The organism is Mesorhizobium sp. RCAM 05104, from assembly GCF_059683645.1.
The window spans coordinates 2004775-2023524 of record NZ_CM185033.1 but is presented as its reverse complement, the minus strand read 5'-3'; the positions used below and the strand labels follow the sequence as shown (position 1 = coordinate 2023524).

Sequence of the window (18750 nt, the reverse complement as noted above, 5' to 3'; positions counted from 1 at the left end):
TGCGGGTCAGACCCACGTTGGATCAGAAACGTTGTTCTGTTCAGCCTGGTGCAATGAGTGGTCCGCGCAAAAGGCGCGGGGTATCGCCTCACCGCAGATCCCATTGGGCACCGACGCCGGCGGAGGTGCGGTTGCCACGGCATCGGCGGTGGACATCTCGGTGATCGAAGGCTTGCTGACGTCCATCTGTCGCGAGATGGGCATCAATCTCATGCGTACCGCCTACTCTTCTCTCTTCAGTGAGTCAGAAGATTTCAGTTGCGGACTGGCCACGCCAACAGGTGAACTGATCGCGAACGGCGACCACTGCCCGTCGCAGATCGGCGGGATACCGCTCCTCGTCCGAACAATGATCCAGGAAACGCCTCTCGACACGATCGAGGAGGGAGACGTAATTCTTCACAATGATCCCTATCGGGGGGGGTTGCACACTCCAGAGCATACTGTCTTCAAACCTATCTTCTTCGAAGGTCGGATCGTAGCTTTCGCCGTTGCGGTCGGACATTTTGTTGAGGTGGGCGGTATCGCGGCCGGCGGCTTTCCCGGCGACGCCACCGAGATATTCCACGAGGGACTGCGGGTTCCGCCTGTAAAGATCGTCAAGCGTGGTCAGGATGACGCCGACGTGTGGCGGCTGCTTCTTGCCCAGGTGCGTACGCCCCGCATCTACTACGGAGATATGAGGGCTATGTTGAGTTCCGTGGCACTTGCTGAAAGGCGAGTGCAGGAGCTCTATACGAAATACGGCTCAGAGCGATTGGATAATATTGTAGCATCGCTGCTGAATTATTCTGAGAGAAGAACCCGGGCCGAGATCGCAAAAATACCTGATGGAATATATCGGTTTAAAGACATAGTTGAAGACGACGGTATTGATCGCGACAAAGAATATCAGATTGCTGTCGCGGTGCATATTCAGGGCGAGCAGGCGGTTGTCGACTTCACAGGCAGTTCGCCTCAGGCCACTGGGCCGATAAATGCAACCCTGGGGGTCGCATGGTCTGCGGTCTTCAACGCGTTCCTGCACATAACTGACCAGACAATACCGAAGAACTCAGGGTGCTATAGGCCTATCAAGATCATCGCACCGGCTGGCAGTATCATGAATGTCGACTACCCGGGTGCCGAGGTTGGCGGAAATACTGAAACGCATCCGATCGTTGTGTGCGCCATTTTCGGCGCCTTATCCAAGGCACTCCCTAACCGTGTGATGGCGGCTGAGGGTTGCACGCATGGATGCCTGACTTTCGGTGGATATCACGAGAAATTGGGCGAGTCCTTTGCCGGTTTTGATCTCTCGGTTATCGGTTATGGTGGCAGACAGTTCGCCGACGGCAATAGCACTCTTGATTCAATCAACGGCAACTGCGCAATCACCCCTGTCGAAGTCTTTGAAACAAAGTTCCCATGGCGGATCGAAGAGTATTCGCTACGGACAGACTCGGGCGGCGCTGGCACATTTCGCGGTGGTCTGGCTACGTCTCGGACCCTTGTGGCACTGGGACCAATTTCAATCAACCAGATGACAAACCGGCACCGTATCCCTGCTTGGGGGCTCGACGGAGGCCAAGCCGGCATGACAGGTGCCACGCTGTTCCGCACGACGTCGAGCGTAGATTGGCGCAATGCGGTCGAGGCATTCGGTCGCGCGTCCTCGAGCAAGTACTCCAATATCAAGTTGAAAGAGGGGGATGTCGTACGTGTGCTCATGCCTGGCGGTGGCGGCTACGGTGATCCGACAAAGCGCGACCGACAAAAGGTGATCTCAGACGTGCACGACGGCTATGTGTCGCTGCAGTCTGCTTTAGAGGCATATGGCCTCGATCTTCAGCTGGGTGAATCGGGTGCGCATTCCGATGAACGTCGCTAAAAACTCTTTCTGGCTCGCCGACGCTCTCGGCAGAGACCTCAGCGCGGCACCTCAATTGAGAGGCGATGTAAGTTGTGACATCGCAATAGTCGGAGGGGGATACTGCGGATTGTGGGCGGCGCTCGCTCTCAAAGCGGCGGACCCATCTCTTGAAATCATTATCCTCGAAAAGGATATCTGCGGCGCTGGTGCCAGTGGCCGAAATGCCGGATATGTCTTGAGTTGGGCTGGTCGGCTACCTGCACTTACAGCCCTCTGCGGCGCAGACGAAGCTAGCTCGCTTGTCCGTGCGTCTATGGCAGCGGTCGATGAAATCGAAGAGTTCTGTCGTCAGCACAGAGTAGCCGAATTTAGGCGCAGCGGCTGGCTTTGGGCGGCGACCTGCGACGCTCATGTTGGAGCATGGAGGAGCACACAACTCGCACTGGACGCTGGCCACCTCCCTAAATTTGAACAGTTGACGGGCAGACAGATCTCCTCCCGGTGGGGCCTTGACGGATTCAAAGCTGGCGTCCTCGATCCTTCCTCTGGAACTGTGCATCCCGCAGAGCTCGCCCTGGCGCTGCGGCGGACTGCCACAGAAAGTGGCATCCGAATTTTCGAACGAACACCAATGAACCGGTTTCGGCGTCGCGGTTTCCTTGAAGTGACGACTCCGTATGGTTGCGTGCGCCCCAAGAAGCTCATCCTTGCCATGAATGCATGGATGGGCGCCATGCGCGAGTTTCGATCCTCGATTTTAGTAGCTGCATCAGAACTCGCAACCACCAGGCCAGTCCCCGAAATCGTGGAGGCAATGGGCTGGACCGATGGCCCCGTCGTAAATGACGCTCGGCTGATGGTAGGTGCCATTCAAGCTCGCCCCGACGGTCGAATCGTGTTCGGAAAGGGTGGAGGCAAGATCGGCTACCGGGGGGTAAATGAGTCGCGGTTCACGGGTCCAGCTCCCCGGCTTCGGCTGATGGAAGCGGAGTTTCATCGATACTCTTCTGCATTCTCTAATCTGAAGGCTGAGCAAAGCTGGATTGGGCCAGTCGATCGCACTCGAGATGCGCTTCCTCTGTTTGGCTACCTGAACAATAACAAGGACATAATCTACGCTTGCGGGTTCTCCGGCAACGGAGTCGGGCCAACTCGACTGGCCGCGCGCTTCTTGAAAGATTTGGCGCTGGAACAGCGGACCGAACTCACGTCGTCTGCCTTGATTAGAGGCCCCACAGGAGGCTTTCCACCCGAACCCTTCAGGCAAATTGGCGGTCGCCTAGTACTCCGAGCCGTGCATCGCAAGGATGTGCTTCAGCATGCCGGCAAACGCGTGGGGGCGACTACGAATTTTCTCGCGGGATTAGCTCCCGCGACACTCGTTGTTGGCACCAAAGCGAGGAAAAAATAGGATGATCAGGCGCCATAATCCACCTCAGCTTCATGCACCCATTGGCCCATACGTTCACGTGAACATCACCGAGCCTGGCGCGCGACTATTCGCGTCTGCCGGACAACTCGGGATCAACCAAGCCGGAGAGATGCTGAAGGACGACAAAGAGCAGATCGCAGAAGCGTGGCTGAACGTGGGTCGCTGGCTTGCCAGCGAAGATCTCTCTCCGGCGGATGTATTGAAGATTACGGTCTTTATGACCGATGCGACCCACGTTGCTTACAGCAGGGAACGCCGCGCCGAACTGCTTGGCGATGTCATCACAGGCAATACGCTCGTTTATGTATCGGCACTCGCTCACCCAGACATGGTAATCGAGATCGATGTGCTGGCGTCCAAACTATAAAAAGACGATGTGAAATCGCAATAGGCACAACAAGAGAGGAGTATATTATGTATAAAATGTCACGACGCAGTTTCGTCAAGCGGTCAGTCGGTACGCTAGCAGCGCTTTCAGCGATCGCTTCGCCAGCGATTGTTCAAGCACGTACGGGCCGCATCGGCTTTGCCATGGAAACATTTACGGTGCCCCGGTGGAAGAACTTGGACAAACCGAGTTTTGAGGATGCCGTGCGTAAAGGAGGATTTGAGGCGGTAGTCGTCCAGGCAAATTTCGACGTCGCTCAGCAGCTACGTGACGTTGAAAACCTCCTCTCACAAGGCGTGGACGCACTTGCCATCGTGGCCGTCGAGTCAAAGGCCGCCATTAACATGGCTCGACGGGCGCAACGCGAGGGAGTTCCGGTAATAGCATACAACACTGCGATCCCGAGCTCCGACGTCGCAGCTTTCGTCTCGCGTGACAACGGAAATGTTGGACGCTCGGCCGTGAAAGCAGCCGAAAAGGAGGGAGTTCTGGCAGGCAATTGGGTCATCATCTCGGGGCAGCCCGGAAACGCCGTGGCTGAGGAAGTCACAAAGGGATATTTTGAAATACTGCAGCCATACATCGACAGCGGGAAATTGAAAATCGTTAGCCACGAGTTTCAAGCGGGCTGGGACCCGGAATCTGCGCGCAAGCAGGCCGAAAACGCGCTGACCGCTAACAACAACAACATCCAAGGCTTCCTGTGCAACAATGACGGGATGGCTGGTGGCGCTATCGCTGCCATCGAGCGTCTCGGTCTGCCGGACACAATTTTCGTCTCTGGGCAGGACGCGACGAGCGACGGATGTCGCCAGATCATAGAGGGCCGCATGAAGCTATCAAGCTTCACAAGATTTGACGTAATGGGACGGACAGCCGGAGAAGTTGCGGTTCAATTTGCCCGCGGTGAAAAGCCAAAAGCTCCAAGCGAGTATAAAACAGGGGACCTCAGCATACCTCTGTATCCGATAGAGGACTTCAACGTTACCAGGGAAAATATGGCGACATATTTCTCGCAGTACAGCCCGGGATATGTCGATGCGCCGACTGTTCTCAAGGGCCTTCCAGATGGAGTTCTACCCGCAGGGCTAGCGAAGTTCCGATAGGCTTTATGAGCCTCGCGCTTAGCGCGAGGCTCCCTTCTCGCTGCGGAGACGAAGATGTCTGTGAAACAAGAAATTATGGATGCTCGTGCTGGCGACGCCAAAGAGACGTCCGTGGCGTCAGATCTGAGAGATTTGCGATTAGTGCTCCTTCTTGGATTCACAATCGTGACGTGGGTGGTGTTTCATTTTTTTCTCACTGACGGCTTCGTCCTAACGCAACGAAATCTAAGTACCCTGTCCGTTCAGATGGCGGTCACGGCCATTCTGGCTATGGGCATGACTTTGCTGCTGGTTGCCCGCGAGATCGACTTGTCTGCTGGCGCAGTCATGGCATTGATTATGGTTGCGATATTTCAGTGCCAAGTGAAATACGAAATAGGCACGTGGGAGACAATCGTCATCGCACTTGCCATAGGGACGACGGTGGGAGCCTTGCACGGAATAGTCCGTGTCAGTCTTGGGATCCCATCCTTCATTATTACGTTGGCCGGTTTCTCGTGGATCCGCGGTGTTGCGTTCATAATTCCCGACGGCCAAACTCTTTCTGGTGCCTCAGAAGGGTTCTACGCCATTGCAAATTCTGAGGTCCCGCCTGTCGTATCCGCGGTCCTCATAGCGGCGATCGGCGCGATCTCGGCTTGGGGTATTGTTGGCCAAGTCAAGCAACAAAGAGGTGGGGTGGGAATCACTCGGGTTGTCAATGCCGCTAGGCTCGGCTTTCTGATTGTCTTTTTGGCGGGCGCGCTGTGGGTCTTCTCGGGCTACCGAGGCCTTCCGTATCCGACTGTTTTGCTTTTGGCGTTGGCGATACTTTTGCACACATTCACTCGCAAGACTGATATTGGCCGCTACGTCTACGCCATCGGAGGAAATCCGGAAGCAGCCAAGCGAGTTGGTATTGCGGTGCCCGTCATAATCGTCTCGCTGTTCATGCTCATGGGCGTCCTGACCGCCGTCGCGGCAATCATACAATCGTCGTTGCTCGATGCGGCACCCCCAGGGATCGGCGAGCTTCTAGCTCTGAATGCGATAAGCGCAGCCATTATTGGCGGTACAAACCTTTTCGGGGGACAAGGTACCATCCCGGGGGCGATTGCCGGCGCAATGCTCATGGCGAGCATCTCGAATGGACTGAGTTTGGCGGGAGTTAACACGTTCTACCAAATGGTCGCGACCGGGATCATCCTGCTGTTTGCAGTGGGTCTCGATTCATTGAGCCGCAGGGGCGAGACGAGGATTTAGAGATGCAGAACGTAATTGAGGCGCGATCGATCGCCAAGCATTACAGGGCTGTGACCGCTCTGGAGAACGTTAATTTCCATATCAAGCCTGGTGAAGTTGTCGGCTTTGCCGGGGATAATGGCGCAGGAAAATCCACTTTGATGAGGACTGTGGCGGGGGATGTCGAGCCGAGCGCCGGGCAGTTGCTTGTGAACGGTTCGCAGCTTGTGGCGTACAATCCTAAGCGCGCTCGCGAACTCGGAATCGAAATGGTCTACCAGGATCTCGCGCTCTGCGATAATCTTGAAATATATGAAAATATCTTTCTTGGACGAGAAATTCGTCGCTTCGGGGCATTCGGCATAAATGCGTTGGACCGATCAACTATGTTGCGGAGAGCAAGCCAAATCCTGGAAAAGCTTGAGTTGCAATTGCCGTCGCTCACCGAGCCGGTCTCGGCGCTTTCAGGAGGGCAACGCCAACTGGTGGCGATTGCTCGGGCGATGGCCTCATCCCCGAAGTTGGTTATTTTGGATGAGCCTACCGCAGCGCTGTCAGTGAAAGCCGGACGCCCCTTGCTGGAGCTGATTCGTAAGCTGCCTGGGAGCGGGACTTCGGTGATGCTAGTGAGCCACCGACTATCAGATCTGATGGAGACAACACATCGCATCTACATTTTGAGGCGCGGTAGTATCGCATGTGAGCTTCAAACCGAGCATACAACAGAGACTGAGATACTTCACCATATGGCTGGCGTTGGGGAACGGGTGGCATAACATGTCATGCGAAACTCATGACTTCATCGGCAAATTGTCGGTGTCAACCGTCCAGGATTCGTTTGCGGAGCTCTTTGCTGCGCTGGGCCTGGAAGAAGCACGTCGCCCGTCCCCAATTGATGACGACCCTTGTGCGGCGGCAGATCGGTGACGTCGGCCCCTTCGAATACCATGCTGCCCATGCTCGGTCGGTCGCGCCCGGCGATTAGTCGAAGCGGCGTGCTCTTGCCCGGGGCCGCTGGGGTCGGGATGGCGATGAATTCGTGTTTGGCGATGTCGATGGGCAGATTTGTGCGGGGCACGGACCTGGCCGTGTTAGGGCGCGACTCACCGCCAATGTGAATGTGAGGCGTAGCAACGCCATCAAAGGCTCAAGCTCATGGGTGCTCCATCTGGACATTGACTCCTCTGGCGGGGATCTCGAGCCCCGCCAGAGGATACAGCCGTCGCTTGGGAGTTAGGAACGGACTGTGAATCAGGCTGCCTGGAAATTCGGCCAGACCCACTCCCATTTCTGGGGAGACGTCCTGACGGCCGATATTCATGGCCCAGCTCAACTCACTGGCTTGCCTTCCGATTATCCATGCGGACCGAATGACAACAATGACGATTGGCGGAACGATTAATTGGCAACGCTTATGAATATCCAGGTCTGGTATATTCGCCTTCATCGACGTGGCGGATGAGAGGACTTTGCGCGCGCTGCCGAAGAGCTGAACGTCTCGCGCTGGGTGCCTACTGTATCTGCAGGAGTTTGATTTTCGGATCCGTCGACAGGTTTGCGGGACGGCAAGGTTAATTGCAGCATCGTTCACCCACCGGTCGATCTCGATGACATCGAAACTGTCACGATCGCGCGTGAGAAATGCGTCGTGTGCCTGCCAAGGGGGTGGACGAGATCGTCTGGCCAGCCAAAGTCGCGTTCGAGCGACAACAGTCGAACCCGAGCTTCTGCAAGCCAGTGGGCTCCCGCCGCGGAGACAGCACGGAGCAATAGTCCCGCTGGTAATTCATCACCTATGCTTATTAATCTATCTGTTCTTTATCATTGTTGTCAATGGCTTCACATGGATAATTCCAACTCCGCCAACGGGTTGAGACAGCCATGAACATTACCCAGACCGACATGTCTCAGCTTGAGAGCTTAGGTCGCGATGAGGCCTGTGTTGGGAGTTTTGCTGGCCGGGGCACTTCTATCGTTCGTTCTGAGTTTCGACGAATTCATCATAGCATTCTTCGTGGCCGGGCCGAATCCAACGCTCCCCATCTTTATGCTCGCCTCTGTGAAACGCGGTATCACGCCTGAACTGAACGCAATCGAGACCTCTGTTCTCGGCGTTTCATCTCTTATGGCGCTGACTGTTTTCCTGATTGCGCGAAAGAGCACGTGGAGTCGCAAGCAATGTCTTTTTCCCCATTGGCCAAATCGCTAGGCCCAGAAGTGGAGATTTCTAAAGTGGGTATTCTAGAAAGAATGCGTTTGGACGGAAAGACCGCTTTCGTAACAGGGGGCGCACGCGGTATTGGCAAAGCAATCGCCAGTGCACTAGCCGAGGCCGGGGCGCAGGTCGCCATTGTAGATCTTGATCTGGATGAAGCGAAGAAGGCTTGCGCGGAGATATCGGCCGCAAACGGTAGCAGGCTGATTGCCATTAAGACAGATATTACAGATCCACGACAGGTAAATGCGATGATAGACAGCATTCTCGAAGAGTTCGGCCGCCTCGATATTGCTTTCTGCAACGCGGGAATCTCAAACGAAGTGGCGGTAGAGGACGACACGTACGAGGATTGGAAGAAGATCATTGAAGTGAACCTAAACGGTACCTTCTTGACCGCGCAGGCTGCCGGGCGGGTCATGCTGAAACAGGGAGGCGGTTCAATCGTCTGCACAGCATCTATGTCGGCTCATATTGTCAACATTCCCCAGCGCGAAGCGTCATATGCAGCATCAAAAGCAGCGGTCATCCAGATGTCCAAGGCAATGGCCATCGAATGGGCGACTAGGAACGTGCGAGTAAACACCATAAGCCCTGGGTATATGGCGACAGAAATGACGTTGAAGTCCCCCGCGTTACGACCTCTGATCGAGCAGTGGGAGCAACTGTCGCCACTTCGCCGCATGGGGAAGCCGGAAGAATTACAATCGATCGCCGTGTATCTCGCAGGCGACACTAGTTCGTTTACAACTGGGGCCGATTTCATTGTCGACGGTGCGTATACGTGTTTCTAAGATCTACGCTTAGCGGCCATAAGCAAATAGGGGAATCGCTATGTTACTTTCATGCACCAACATGATGGTCCCAGGAAGAACTTTGACTGACAAGGCAACTCTATTGCGGAGCTGGGGTTACAAAGGTATCTCCGTATTTGCCGATCATGACTCGTGGAACGATGAGAAGATGGATGAATTACTTCATCTCGAAGAAAACGCCGGCGTTACACCTTGTGAGTTCCTATTCATGTCGCCCGCCGCCGGGAAACTGATGAGTGATGATTCCCGAGAGAGGGCAGCCACAAAGGCACTCTATGTCCAGGCGGCTGAGGTGTGCGCGCAAATCGGCGCTATCACTGAAATCGAATATCTTCTGGGACCTCAGGACCCTCTGCCGTTGTTCGACATATATCGGCAGATGACGCCGGAACAAGAGGATGATTTCGTTTCGATCTACCGGGATATCGCTCAGGCTGTGGTCGGGACCGAAGGGGCCGTCCTCCTCGAGGGGATCAACCGCTATGAAAGCCCCTATTTGAACAGCATTGTGGACTGCGCGCGGGTAGCGTCCAAGGTTGGCTTGAAGGAAACTGGGATTCTGCCCGATTTCTTTCACATGTCGATCGAGGAGGCCGATATAGCTGACGCTATAACGGCCGTTGCTGACAGCGGCGCTATTCGACATGTGCATTTGGGCGACAACAACCGCTGTACGCCAGGATCCGGAAGCATTGACTGGGAGCGCGGGCTTAGAGCGCTCAAGGTGTGCGGATATAGCCGATTCATCAATTTGGAATGTAGCACGATGGGACGCCCAGAAGTCACATTGCCCGCCGCGGCCGATTTTTTGAACGGTATTCTCGGTAGGATATAGACGATGATAGAAGATTTTTCGCTCAGAAGGCCTTTTTTCGAACTTGGCCCGAAAGTCTATTTATACGGTGATAGGGCAATCGAGCTCGCGTTGCATGCTGATAAGCTGTGTGACGACTATGGCGTCGATATCATCTGCACGGCGCAGTACACTGACATCTATCGTATCGCGCAAAAGACAACCCACCTAAAAGTATTTGCTCAACACATGGATGCGAATTGCATCGGTCGTGGTGTAGGCGCGGTATTGCCTGAAGCCCTTAGAGAAGCGGGTGCAGTAGGTGTTCTGCTGAACCACGCTGAGAAACCCTTAAGTCTTTCCTCGCTACACGCAACGATCCGTCGAGCGGATGAAGTTGGGCTCGCTACGCTGGTTTGCGCTGGATCGGTCGAAGAAAGTGCTGCTGTTGCTAGGCTCAGACCCAACATTGTTCTGGCAGAGTCTCCTGCGTTGATCGGGGGCGGGAAGCGTAGCGCAGATGACATTCAGGAGATCGAGAGAACCAACCAGGCTGTGAGTGAGGTGGACAAGGAAATCCAGGTGCTGCACGGAGCAGGGATTAGCGACGAGAATGATGTCTACCAAATCGTTCGTGCGGGCGCCGACGGCACTGGTTCCACCAGTGCTGTGATGTGTGCGGCCGATCCAAAGGACATGCTCGAACGAATGATAAGGGAAATGAGTCGCGCGTACCGCGAGAGAGTCGGAAATTGAAGGGAGCTTAACCACTATGGCAGTGTTTCATGAGACTATATCAGTCAAGTCGCGGCACGGTATCCATTTTGAAGACGTCACGGACAAAGTAACCACGATTGTCACTGCGGCCGGTATTCAAAACGGCATGGTGGTCGTATTCAGTCAGCACACCAGCTGCAGCGTGCTTATTCAAGAAGACTCTGAGGGGGAGACCTACGGAAAAATCCCGCTCATTCTTCAGGACACCATCAATTGTCTCGAAAAGATTATTCCGGATTGCAAGTACGAAGGACAGTATCTGCATCCTGGGGAGTTCCACACGCAACAAGCGTTGGCGCTGCGGGGGGAACTGAATGAATGGTGTCTAAATACGGATGGGCATATACGTTCCTGTTTGCTTGGTCGTTCGGAGGCAATACCGCTGCTTGACGGTAAAATGACCCTGGGTCTTTTCGGGCGGATCTATTTCGCAGATCTTGATCAAACCCGCGAGAGGGAACGCGTCGTTCGGGTTCAGATCGTTGGCGAGTAGTCGAGAGATCCGTGCAAACCGGTAGGGGCCTCGTCACGCCCATCGGAGACAGCAGCCTCAGTCTTCACAATCTTCGCAGGACCAAGTCTTTTTGAGCGCAAGTCGAAGGATGAGAAGCGATTTGGAGTGGTGGCAACGATGGCGATTATTACAGTTGACCTAGGGACTACCAATATCAAGGTAGGTGCGTATACGGATAACGTGACCCTGGTCGCGTTGGAAAGCGCGGGGGTTTCTTACCTGCGGAAGAACACCATCGTCGAGTTCGATGCAGAGCATTATCTAGCTCGAATTTTGGATCTCGTGGCATCGTGTTACAGGAGAGCGCAACCGATTCTTGGGCGGGAGCAGCCGGTACAATTGGTTTTAACCGGCCAGGCAGAGTCGCTCATCGTGGCCGATGAGTCGGGAAAACCCTTGCGGAACGGCATTTCTTGGCTGGACATGCGCTCTCAAAGTGAATGCGAAGAGTTGTCCGCATTGTTTGACCGAGATACATGCTATCGCATAACCGGCCAGCCTGAAATTATCCCGACTTGGCCGCTGACGAAGTTGTTGTGGATTAAACACAACGAGCCCGAGTGTTTCAAGAAGGCGCGTAAGTTTTTTCTGCTCAAGGATTACGTTATATACCACTTGACTGGTCATTTTGTTGGGGAGCATTCGATTTACCCATTTTCTCACTATTTCGATGTGACAAGACGGGTATATTGGGATGATCCGCTGAGATATTGTGGTGTCGAAATATGTCAATTGCCCAGGTTGATAGATCCCTGCTCGATTGTCGGAGAGATACTGCCACGTGTGCGAAGGAAGCTCGATTTTCCGACTGGCTGCACTGTCAATTCAGGCACGCTCGATCATTTCGCGGGCATGATTGGCACGGGGAATATTACTCAGGGAATTGTCAGTGAGTCGGCGGGGACGGTCTCTTCTATTGCGACACTTGTTGAAAAACCGTTTGCTTCACCGTCGCGTATCCCATTATACTGCGGACCTTTCGATAATAGCTATGTTTATCTTCCGGTATGTGAATCGGGCGGTATTAGTTTAGAATGGTTTAGGAATGAATTTCTACCTGGCGTGTCTTTTAAAGAGATAGACGCGGTGGCCAGTAAGAAAGAGGTCGACCGCCGCTTGACGTTCCTGCCATACCTTACGGGCGTTAATCCACCTGAGTTTGACCGAAACGCAACGGGGGTATTCTTTGGCGCAACAATCGCACACGACTCTTACGACTTCGCCTTGGCAATTATGTATGGGGTTGCCTGTCTGCTTCGTAAGAATATCGACAACTTCAGAGCGTCCGGTATATGTGTCGGAAAGATCATCTCGACAGGCGGTGGTGCTAAATCTTCATTGTGGTCTCAGATCAAGGCCAACATTTGCGGCTTGCCGGTTGCTATCCCTGCCGACGAAGAGGCACCAAGTCTAGGTGCGGCTATAATTGGAGCTGTCACGGTAGGTGAGTATGCGAGCTATGGAGAGGCTGCGTCGCAATGCGTTAAAGTCGGAACGGTATACGATCCGGAATCCAACGATGGAGCGTTTGAAAAGCAATACCAGCTATTTCGTCGCTTATACGATGCGCTGGGGCCTGTTTTCAAGGAATTCCCAGCAAACGGGTAGTGCGCGCCCGGGAAGCTCAAGACCCTGAAGGGATGAGGGCGCGACGAGCTGCGGTGTCCACTCTAACCCGTCACGCCTATGTGCGATTGGCTGTCACCCGCTTGACGACCGCGATGAAATCTTCGACGAGCCGGTCGGGCGAACCCCGATGGCCGATGCCAATCACGCATTCGCGCATATCGGTGATGTCGCGGAAGACGACACCAGGACGGGCATAGTAGCGCGCAGTGCTGTCGGCGGTAATGCTGATGCCGCGGCCCATCGCAACGGCCTGCAGTTCAGATTCGACAGTCGCCACTTCGAGCGCGACCGTCGCCGGCCGACTGCTGTCGCGATACTCGCTCCCCAGCCAATACTCCCGCCAGATCCCGGGCGTAGGCGAAGTGATGAGAGGTTCGTCCAATATGTCAGCGAGCAGGACGGTCGGCTTGGCCGTGAGCGGATGGCCGGTGGGCAGGCAGGCAACGCATTTCTCATAGGCGATCTCGACGATGTCGACATCTTCCGCCCCGATCGGCGGGCGGATAATGCCGCAATCGACCTCACCGGCAATGAGCCCGGCGCTGGGGTCGGAGAAATCATACTCCTTCAATCGCAAGATCGCGTCTGGCCGCACCCGCTCGAACTCCCTGACGATCGCCGGAATGAATTCGACTGCGGTACCGATCATGAAGCCGACGCGAAGCTCGCTTTTGAGGGCCAGTTGCAGCCGCCGCGCTTCGTCTTGGAACTGGTCCATGGAGCGGCTGAGCGCCAAAGCCTTTGCGAGCAGCTTCTCGCCTGGCTCGGTGAGGCTCACGGCGCGTGTCGTACGTTCGAACAAAGGAAAGCCGGCGTTCTCTTCGAGCTGGATGATGGTCTGCGAGAGGGCAGGCTGCGATACATTCAGGCGCTCTGCCGCTCGAGAGAAGCTCTTCTCTTGCGCCACGACAATGAAGGACCGTACATGCCGGAACTGGATATTCATAAGCGTCACCAATTAATCGTTCCGCTATTTCATCCCTTTTGTCAATGGCTTTGGGTGGTTAATCGCTAGCAGGAACGAACGCCGAGGCGCACCGTGAACATTGAGGCCCTCCCCGGAGTTCTGCTGTCCCCCGTGGATGGCGTCGACGGGCTGCTACAGCGCTGCACCTATCCGGCTTGGAATGCGTACTTTGCCGGCAGGGCAGCCGCACAATTCGGCGGCTCGCGTCAGTTCGAAGAGAACAATATGTCATTCTGACCGCGCTCTTCAGGTCAGCGCCCAGTCTGAACATGACCCAGTGCTCCGATGGTCGCCGTCAATGCATCCACATCACCACATTCCAGCATCAACTCCACGCCGTTCGGCAATGACGCGCTCACCTTGGCCGGAGAGGAAAAAAGCGCAGTCCTTTTCGATGCCCGACCCACGCACCTCATCGCAAGTCCCCGGCAAATCCACCGCAGCCATGCTGCTCTGTCGCAGCAAGGCCCGATCGGCAGCACTTTCAATCTGAACCGGGATGAACGCCGGTGGTGAGGATGGCGGGAGGGACTGGGTCTTCGCGCGCTTCTTTATCCACTTCCGAAGAAGGTTCGCATTGACCCCATGTTCGAGCGCAAGCCTCGATACCGACACGCCAGGCTCAAGGCAGGCCGAGACAAGACGGTCCTTCGATGCAAGGGTCGTATCGGCGTCGCCCGTTCCGACCGACAAGCCTCACCCGCAGTTTCTGCTCGTCTTCTTCCATCACTTGGTGTCAACCTATTTTGGTGGACACCTCATGCATCAGAGCACTCAACAGCAAAAGGTGCGGGGAAATTCGCGCTTACCTTAATCTCTGATCAAACTGGACTAGTTCCAGGCGGCAACGTCATGGCCGAACTTCTCGAAGGCGATCATGGCCACCAGGTTCGGCCCCGCCGAGCCCCGGTCGGTTGGAATGGCGCCGGCGGTTGGCTGATCCTCTCGCAATCCCGGCAGGTGACTCCTCCCGGACCGTCTGGATCACCCTTCATTGGCGCCCCCGAAACTGGCGGCCATTCATACGTCCCGCTTATAAATCGATCGCAAGTTTCACATTCTCAACCATCGGCGCAACTTCTAGACTGCCGAACATGGTGTACAGAAAAGCCAATGGAAGCCTGGTTGGGTCTGAGAAGGTCAGCGCCTCCGGGCTCAAAGCGGATAAAGAAGCGCCTCTTCGCGGCTGGACGGCCCGCGCAGAACCTACTTCGACCTTCGTCCGGATGTCCGGGCCGAATATCCCGGACGCTGAAGACTGTCGGTTTTTGAATCTGACCTCCCAAGCGTGGCCAAACGACATTGGTGCATCCGGCTCGCATGCTCCACGCAGCCGACTCCCGAGCGCAACAAATGACGTACGTTCGGTCGAACTGTGCTTCCTGTACCTTGCTCACGCTCGCCACTCGGCTCACGCTACTAGCCATCCCAGCAGGGTCAGTCTCTGGTTCCACGGTAGCATAGCTGTCGAGTCCGCCGCGAAACTTGCGCGGAAGAATGGCCACCCGGTCGGACAGATCGCTATCGTCATCGGACGCGACCAATGTCGATCGGTTGTGACAGAGGGTGGGATTTGGCCAGACAGGTCGCGCCTTCGACCCGACGACCCGGATATGATCTGCGGACGCCGAAGGCGCGTCTGCTACTCCACGACAGGCCCGGAACCTGCAGATTGGACGGCCCGCTCCCCCCGACGAATTGCGAGAGCATCCTAATCGAAGTGGAACGGACACGCCGAGCCTTTGAATACTATCGGACTGCAAGAAAGAAATGGAGAAGACTGATGGGACGGAAGCACTGCAAGAATCTACCAACTAAGCTGTCGCTGGGCATGCTGGGAACCCTTCTTTTCGCGGTGGGCGGCCATGCGGACGAAACTGGAACTGGTCCGGACGGCTGGAGCCAAGCGTATAAAGGAACACACTTGCAGATCATCGCTGAGGCGGCGACAAATTCGACAGTTCTACAGGACCTCCTTGCGGACTTCCAGAAAAAGACCGGGATCGAGGTGACGCTCGAGCAGGCGCCCTATGACATTTTGGTTCAGAAAGCGGTGCTCAATTTCGCGACAAAGAGTGGTACGTACGACGTCCTCTCCATTCCTTACGAGTATCTCGGGAGCTTTGCTGAACAGAAATATATCCAAATCGAGGATGATTTCTGCAATGCTCCGCCGAAGGGTGCGCCCACCACCTATCGCAGCGCGGACATCATTCCTGTGCTCTGGAAGGCGTCGTCCCAGTGGAAGGAGCATTGCTACGGCGTGCCGTCCAACAGTGGATTGATGATGATGTTCTACCGTAAGGACCTGTTTTCAGACCCGACCGAGCAGCAGGCCTTCAAAGCGAAGTATGGCTATGACCTCGCCCCCGCTAAAACATGGCAGCAATACAAGGACATCGCGGAGTTCTTCACTCGCAAGAGCGGAGACAAGTTGGCCGGTCAGGAACTCTCCTCGCCCATGTACGGAGTGGCGCTCGCGGGCAAGCGGCACACCGCCACCGTCCTAGAGTGGATGAACTACATGTGGACCTTCGGTGGCGACCTATTCGACTCGTCTGGCAATCCGGCCGTGAATTCTGCTGCGAACGTGGCGGCGCTCGACTTCGAGAAGTCGCTCACGGCGTACGCGCCGCCCGGCTACACCTCGGCAACATGGGACGAGGTCACCACTCAACTCGAGCAGGGCATCGCTGCAGAGTCCATTACCTGGGGCGACACCCCAGGCGCTATTGAGGACCCTACCCAGTCAAAGGTCGCCGGTAAAATTGGCTACGCCGCCATTCCGACTAAAGCCGTTGGCGATCATCCCGAGGCGCTCTTGGGCAGTTGGACATGGACAGTGAATGCGGACTCCGCCAACAAGGAGGCCGCCCAACTGTTCATGGCGTGGGCCCTGTCAAAGCCCACTCAGACCAAGCTCGCCGAACTTGGCGGCTTGCCGGCTTTGACGTCCGTCTTCAAAGACCCGGAGCTGCAGGCAAAACTGCCGTACTGGAACCAGGAGCTCTCTAGCCTGCAACAGTCTAAGGCGCGTCCGCGCATCCCACAATGGGGAGGCATGAACGACGTGCTGAGCAACCACCTGTCACAGGCCCTCAATGGCCAGGTGTCCTCGCAAGGCGCCTTGGACGATGCGCAGAACGAGATCACCAAGCTGTTGAACGGCGCTCTCCCGGTGACATACAAATAAGGTGGGCTTGGGCATGGGAAATAGCACAATTCTACGTGACGAGGCGGCAGAAAGGGGGTGACACCCCCCCGCCTAGCGCGACCTAGCCGCCGGCGGCCGAAGCACGGGCAATGGTTCTACTTCTCGATGCAGACGCCGAGTTTGTTGATCCTACTGACCGTTGTTGTGGCCCCGGTGATCTACAGTATCCAACTGAGCTTCCACAGCTACAGCCTGGTCATTCCTGGCAAGACCGGCCAGTGGGTCGGTCTGGCCAACTACGAACGAATCATTCAAGATGACGCCTTTGGCAACGCCATCCTCACCACCATCATCTTCGTGGTTTCGGCGGTTGTCCTTGAAACTGTAATCGGCACTCTAGTCGGAATCTGGCTGCATCGGCTGAAGGTCTTCCAGCGGCTGGTCACTTCGGCATTGCTGTTGCCGATGATCCTGGCTCCGCTGATCGTCGGCTTGATGTTCAACTTTGCGTTCAACGCCCAATTCGGGTACCTGACCTGGATCCTTAGCGGGCTGGGTATCGGGCCGGCGGGCGGTATGCTGAGCCAAGGGTCTACGGCCCTAGTAGCTCTTATCGCTGCGGATGTGTGGGAATGGTTCCCGTTTGTCGCGCTGATGGTGGTTGCCGGATTGCGGGCGCTTCCGACCGAGCCGCTGGAGGCAGCCGAAATCGACGGGGCAACAACGCTTCAGAAGTATCGGCTCGTGATCTTGCCGATGCTCACCCCGATCCTCGCTGTGGCCGTCCTGTTCCGCACCACGGAAGCCGTGAGAGAGTTCGACAAGGTCTACATCCTTACTGGCGGCGGGCCGGGGTCATCGACCGTCGTGAACGACCTGTACCAATACCGTGTAAGTTTCGCCAATTGGGATCTCAGCTACGGTGCGGCGCTTAGCCTGGTTACCTTTGTCGTGGTCATGGCCTTGGCTGCCGTGATGTTCCACTTCCTCCTGCGCAAGGACATGCGTCAATGACATCAGCGCGAACTCGCAGTGGCATAGGCCAAGCGGTGATCCTGGCCATCGTCACAGTGGCAATCCTTGCCTACCTGTCACCGTTGCTGTGGCTGGTGCTCACCTCGTTCAAGAATCGCGTGGACATCTTCTCCTTGACTCCTAAGCTGACCTTCACGCCGACGCTCGACAACTACCGCGAGGCGTTCCAAAATAAGGGATTTAGCAGGAACCTTATCAACTCGGTCGTGGTTGCGCTTGCGTCCACTGCAATCGCGCTCGTGGTGGGCGTTCCTGCCGCTTACAGCCTGAGCCGGCGGAGCGGGCGGTTGCAGGGTGTCTACCTTCTTATGTTGCTTGGCACGCGGCTGCTGCCGGCGATGGTCCTGTCGGTGCCTCTGTTTCTGCTGGCCTATCAATTGGGGCTCAGCGGCACCTATACGGCGGTCATCGCCGCGTACCTAACATTCTCGATCCCCTTCACCGTGTGGATGATGCGCGGGTTCTTCATGGCGGTGCCGACGTCGCTCGACGAAGCCGCTCGATTGGACGGATGCAGCCACCTTGGAGCGTTCTTGCGCATCGTGCTGCCACTGACCCGGGGCGGGCTTGCTGCAACGAGCATCTTCTGCCTGATCAACTCCTGGAACGAGTTCCTTTTCGCGCTGGTCCTTACCTCACGGGATACGGCAACTATCCCGGTGGCGGTGCCAAACTTGCTCACTCCCATCGGGACGTTCTGGGGCCAGATCGCGGCGGTCGGCACTGTGACGGTGTTGCCAGTAGTGATCTTCGCGTTCGCCGTGCAGCGCTATATGGTTGCGGGAATGACCGGCGGCGCGATAGCTGGCGAGTAGTTAGGTGTTTGATCCCACGGTTTGATGGTAAGCGCGT

Annotated in this window: 15 protein-coding genes and 1 pseudogene; 14 read left to right on the top strand and 2 right to left on the bottom strand. The window is 55.9% G+C overall.

What is annotated here, in order from left to right:
• The first annotated feature begins 103 nt into the window (after window positions 1-103).
• The 11 genes from AC56QP_RS10090 (at window position 104) to AC56QP_RS10040 (ending at window position 12721) form a co-directional block, all read left to right on the top strand.
• The gene (locus AC56QP_RS10090; protein WP_497103992.1) at window positions 104-1870 is read left to right on the top strand and encodes a hydantoinase B/oxoprolinase family protein; all 1767 of its coding nucleotides are present in this window, start codon (window positions 104-106) and stop codon (window positions 1868-1870) included.
• The gene (locus AC56QP_RS10085; RefSeq protein WP_489859842.1) at window positions 1815-3263 is read left to right on the top strand and encodes an NAD(P)/FAD-dependent oxidoreductase; all 1449 of its coding nucleotides are present in this window, start codon (window positions 1815-1817) and stop codon (window positions 3261-3263) included. The genes AC56QP_RS10090 and AC56QP_RS10085 overlap by 56 nt, the downstream gene beginning before the upstream one ends.
• 1 nt (window position 3264) lies before the next feature.
• Entirely contained in the window at window positions 3265-3651 is a 387-nt protein-coding gene (locus AC56QP_RS10080; protein WP_489859843.1) for a RidA family protein, read from the top strand.
• A 47-nt stretch (window positions 3652-3698) separates the two neighbouring features.
• Window positions 3699-4778: a sugar ABC transporter substrate-binding protein gene (locus AC56QP_RS10075; RefSeq protein WP_489859844.1), complete on the top strand. Its 1080-nt coding sequence runs from the start codon at window positions 3699-3701 to the stop codon at window positions 4776-4778.
• A gap of 54 nt (window positions 4779-4832) precedes the next feature.
• Window positions 4833-6020, top strand: coding sequence for a sugar ABC transporter permease (locus tag AC56QP_RS10070; RefSeq protein ID WP_489859845.1), 1188 nt, complete (start codon window positions 4833-4835; stop codon window positions 6018-6020).
• Between the two features lie 2 nt (window positions 6021-6022).
• A complete protein-coding gene (locus tag AC56QP_RS10065; RefSeq protein WP_489859846.1) occupies window positions 6023-6775 on the top strand; it encodes an ATP-binding cassette domain-containing protein in 753 nt (250 codons plus the stop codon).
• A 1402-nt stretch (window positions 6776-8177) separates the two neighbouring features.
• Window positions 8178-9008 carry an SDR family oxidoreductase gene (locus tag AC56QP_RS10060; protein ID WP_489859847.1) on the top strand — a complete coding sequence of 277 codons (831 nt, stop codon included), beginning with the start codon at window positions 8178-8180 and terminating at the stop codon, window positions 9006-9008.
• 82 nt (window positions 9009-9090) lie between these two features.
• Window positions 9091-9864, top strand: a complete 774-nt coding sequence (locus AC56QP_RS10055; RefSeq protein ID WP_489859848.1) for a TIM barrel protein — start codon at window positions 9091-9093, stop codon at window positions 9862-9864.
• A 3-nt stretch (window positions 9865-9867) separates the two neighbouring features.
• Window positions 9868-10578, top strand: coding sequence for a triose-phosphate isomerase (locus AC56QP_RS10050; RefSeq protein WP_489859849.1), 711 nt, complete (start codon window positions 9868-9870; stop codon window positions 10576-10578).
• 16 nt (window positions 10579-10594) lie between these two features.
• The gene (locus AC56QP_RS10045) at window positions 10595-11092 is read left to right on the top strand and encodes a secondary thiamine-phosphate synthase enzyme YjbQ (RefSeq protein ID WP_497100576.1); all 498 of its coding nucleotides are present in this window, start codon (window positions 10595-10597) and stop codon (window positions 11090-11092) included.
• 138 nt (window positions 11093-11230) lie between these two features.
• Window positions 11231-12721: a xylulokinase gene (locus AC56QP_RS10040; RefSeq protein ID WP_489859851.1), complete on the top strand. Its 1491-nt coding sequence runs from the start codon at window positions 11231-11233 to the stop codon at window positions 12719-12721.
• Between the two features lie 76 nt (window positions 12722-12797).
• Here the strand turns inward: AC56QP_RS10040 and AC56QP_RS10035 are convergent, their stop codons facing one another.
• Together AC56QP_RS10035 and tnpA are read right to left on the bottom strand one after the other, a co-directional pair.
• Window positions 12798-13649: a LysR family transcriptional regulator gene (locus tag AC56QP_RS10035; RefSeq protein WP_489859852.1), complete on the bottom strand. Its 852-nt coding sequence runs from the start codon at window positions 13647-13649 to the stop codon at window positions 12798-12800.
• 311 nt (window positions 13650-13960) lie between these two features.
• Window positions 13961-14436 (bottom strand): annotated as a pseudogene (gene tnpA / locus AC56QP_RS10030) (IS66-like element accessory protein TnpA).
• A gap of 1056 nt (window positions 14437-15492) precedes the next feature.
• On the opposite strand from tnpA, the gene AC56QP_RS10025 reads away from it, so the two are divergent.
• The 3 genes from AC56QP_RS10025 to AC56QP_RS10015 all read left to right on the top strand — a co-directional run bounded on the left by AC56QP_RS10025 (window position 15493) and on the right by AC56QP_RS10015 (window position 18713).
• The gene (locus tag AC56QP_RS10025) at window positions 15493-16902 is read left to right on the top strand and encodes an extracellular solute-binding protein (RefSeq protein WP_489859853.1); all 1410 of its coding nucleotides are present in this window, start codon (window positions 15493-15495) and stop codon (window positions 16900-16902) included.
• Window positions 16903-17028: 126 nt separating this feature from the next.
• Window positions 17029-17877 (top strand): carbohydrate ABC transporter permease, encoded by an 849-nt coding sequence (locus tag AC56QP_RS10020; protein ID WP_489859854.1) that lies wholly within the window; start codon window positions 17029-17031, stop codon window positions 17875-17877.
• Entirely contained in the window at window positions 17874-18713 is an 840-nt protein-coding gene (locus AC56QP_RS10015) for a carbohydrate ABC transporter permease (protein ID WP_497109036.1), read from the top strand. Before AC56QP_RS10020 ends, AC56QP_RS10015 begins: the two co-directional genes overlap by 4 nt.
• Window positions 18714-18750 lie beyond the last annotated feature (37 nt).

Bases quoted from the DNA above. Each gene is read 5' to 3' on its own strand.
- AC56QP_RS10065 (WP_489859846.1), top strand. From the start codon at position 6,023: ATGCAGAACGTAATTGAGGCGCGATCGATCGCCAAGCATTACAGGGCT.
- AC56QP_RS10075 (WP_489859844.1), top strand. From the start codon at position 3,699: ATGTATAAAATGTCACGACGCAGTTTCGTCAAGCGGTCAGTCGGTACG.
- AC56QP_RS10070 (WP_489859845.1), top strand. From the start codon at position 4,833: ATGTCTGTGAAACAAGAAATTATGGATGCTCGTGCTGGCGACGCCAAA.
- AC56QP_RS10085 (WP_489859842.1), top strand. From the start codon at position 1,815: ATGGCCTCGATCTTCAGCTGGGTGAATCGGGTGCGCATTCCGATGAAC.
- AC56QP_RS10045 (WP_497100576.1), top strand. From the start codon at position 10,595: ATGGCAGTGTTTCATGAGACTATATCAGTCAAGTCGCGGCACGGTATC.
- AC56QP_RS10080 (WP_489859843.1), top strand. From the start codon at position 3,265: ATGATCAGGCGCCATAATCCACCTCAGCTTCATGCACCCATTGGCCCA.
- AC56QP_RS10015 (WP_497109036.1), top strand. From the start codon at position 17,874: ATGACATCAGCGCGAACTCGCAGTGGCATAGGCCAAGCGGTGATCCTG.
- AC56QP_RS10020 (WP_489859854.1), top strand. From the start codon at position 17,029: ATGCAGACGCCGAGTTTGTTGATCCTACTGACCGTTGTTGTGGCCCCG.
- AC56QP_RS10050 (WP_489859849.1), top strand. From the start codon at position 9,868: ATGATAGAAGATTTTTCGCTCAGAAGGCCTTTTTTCGAACTTGGCCCG.
- AC56QP_RS10025 (WP_489859853.1), top strand. From the start codon at position 15,493: ATGGGACGGAAGCACTGCAAGAATCTACCAACTAAGCTGTCGCTGGGC.
- AC56QP_RS10040 (WP_489859851.1), top strand. From the start codon at position 11,231: ATGGCGATTATTACAGTTGACCTAGGGACTACCAATATCAAGGTAGGT.
- AC56QP_RS10060 (WP_489859847.1), top strand. From the start codon at position 8,178: ATGTCTTTTTCCCCATTGGCCAAATCGCTAGGCCCAGAAGTGGAGATT.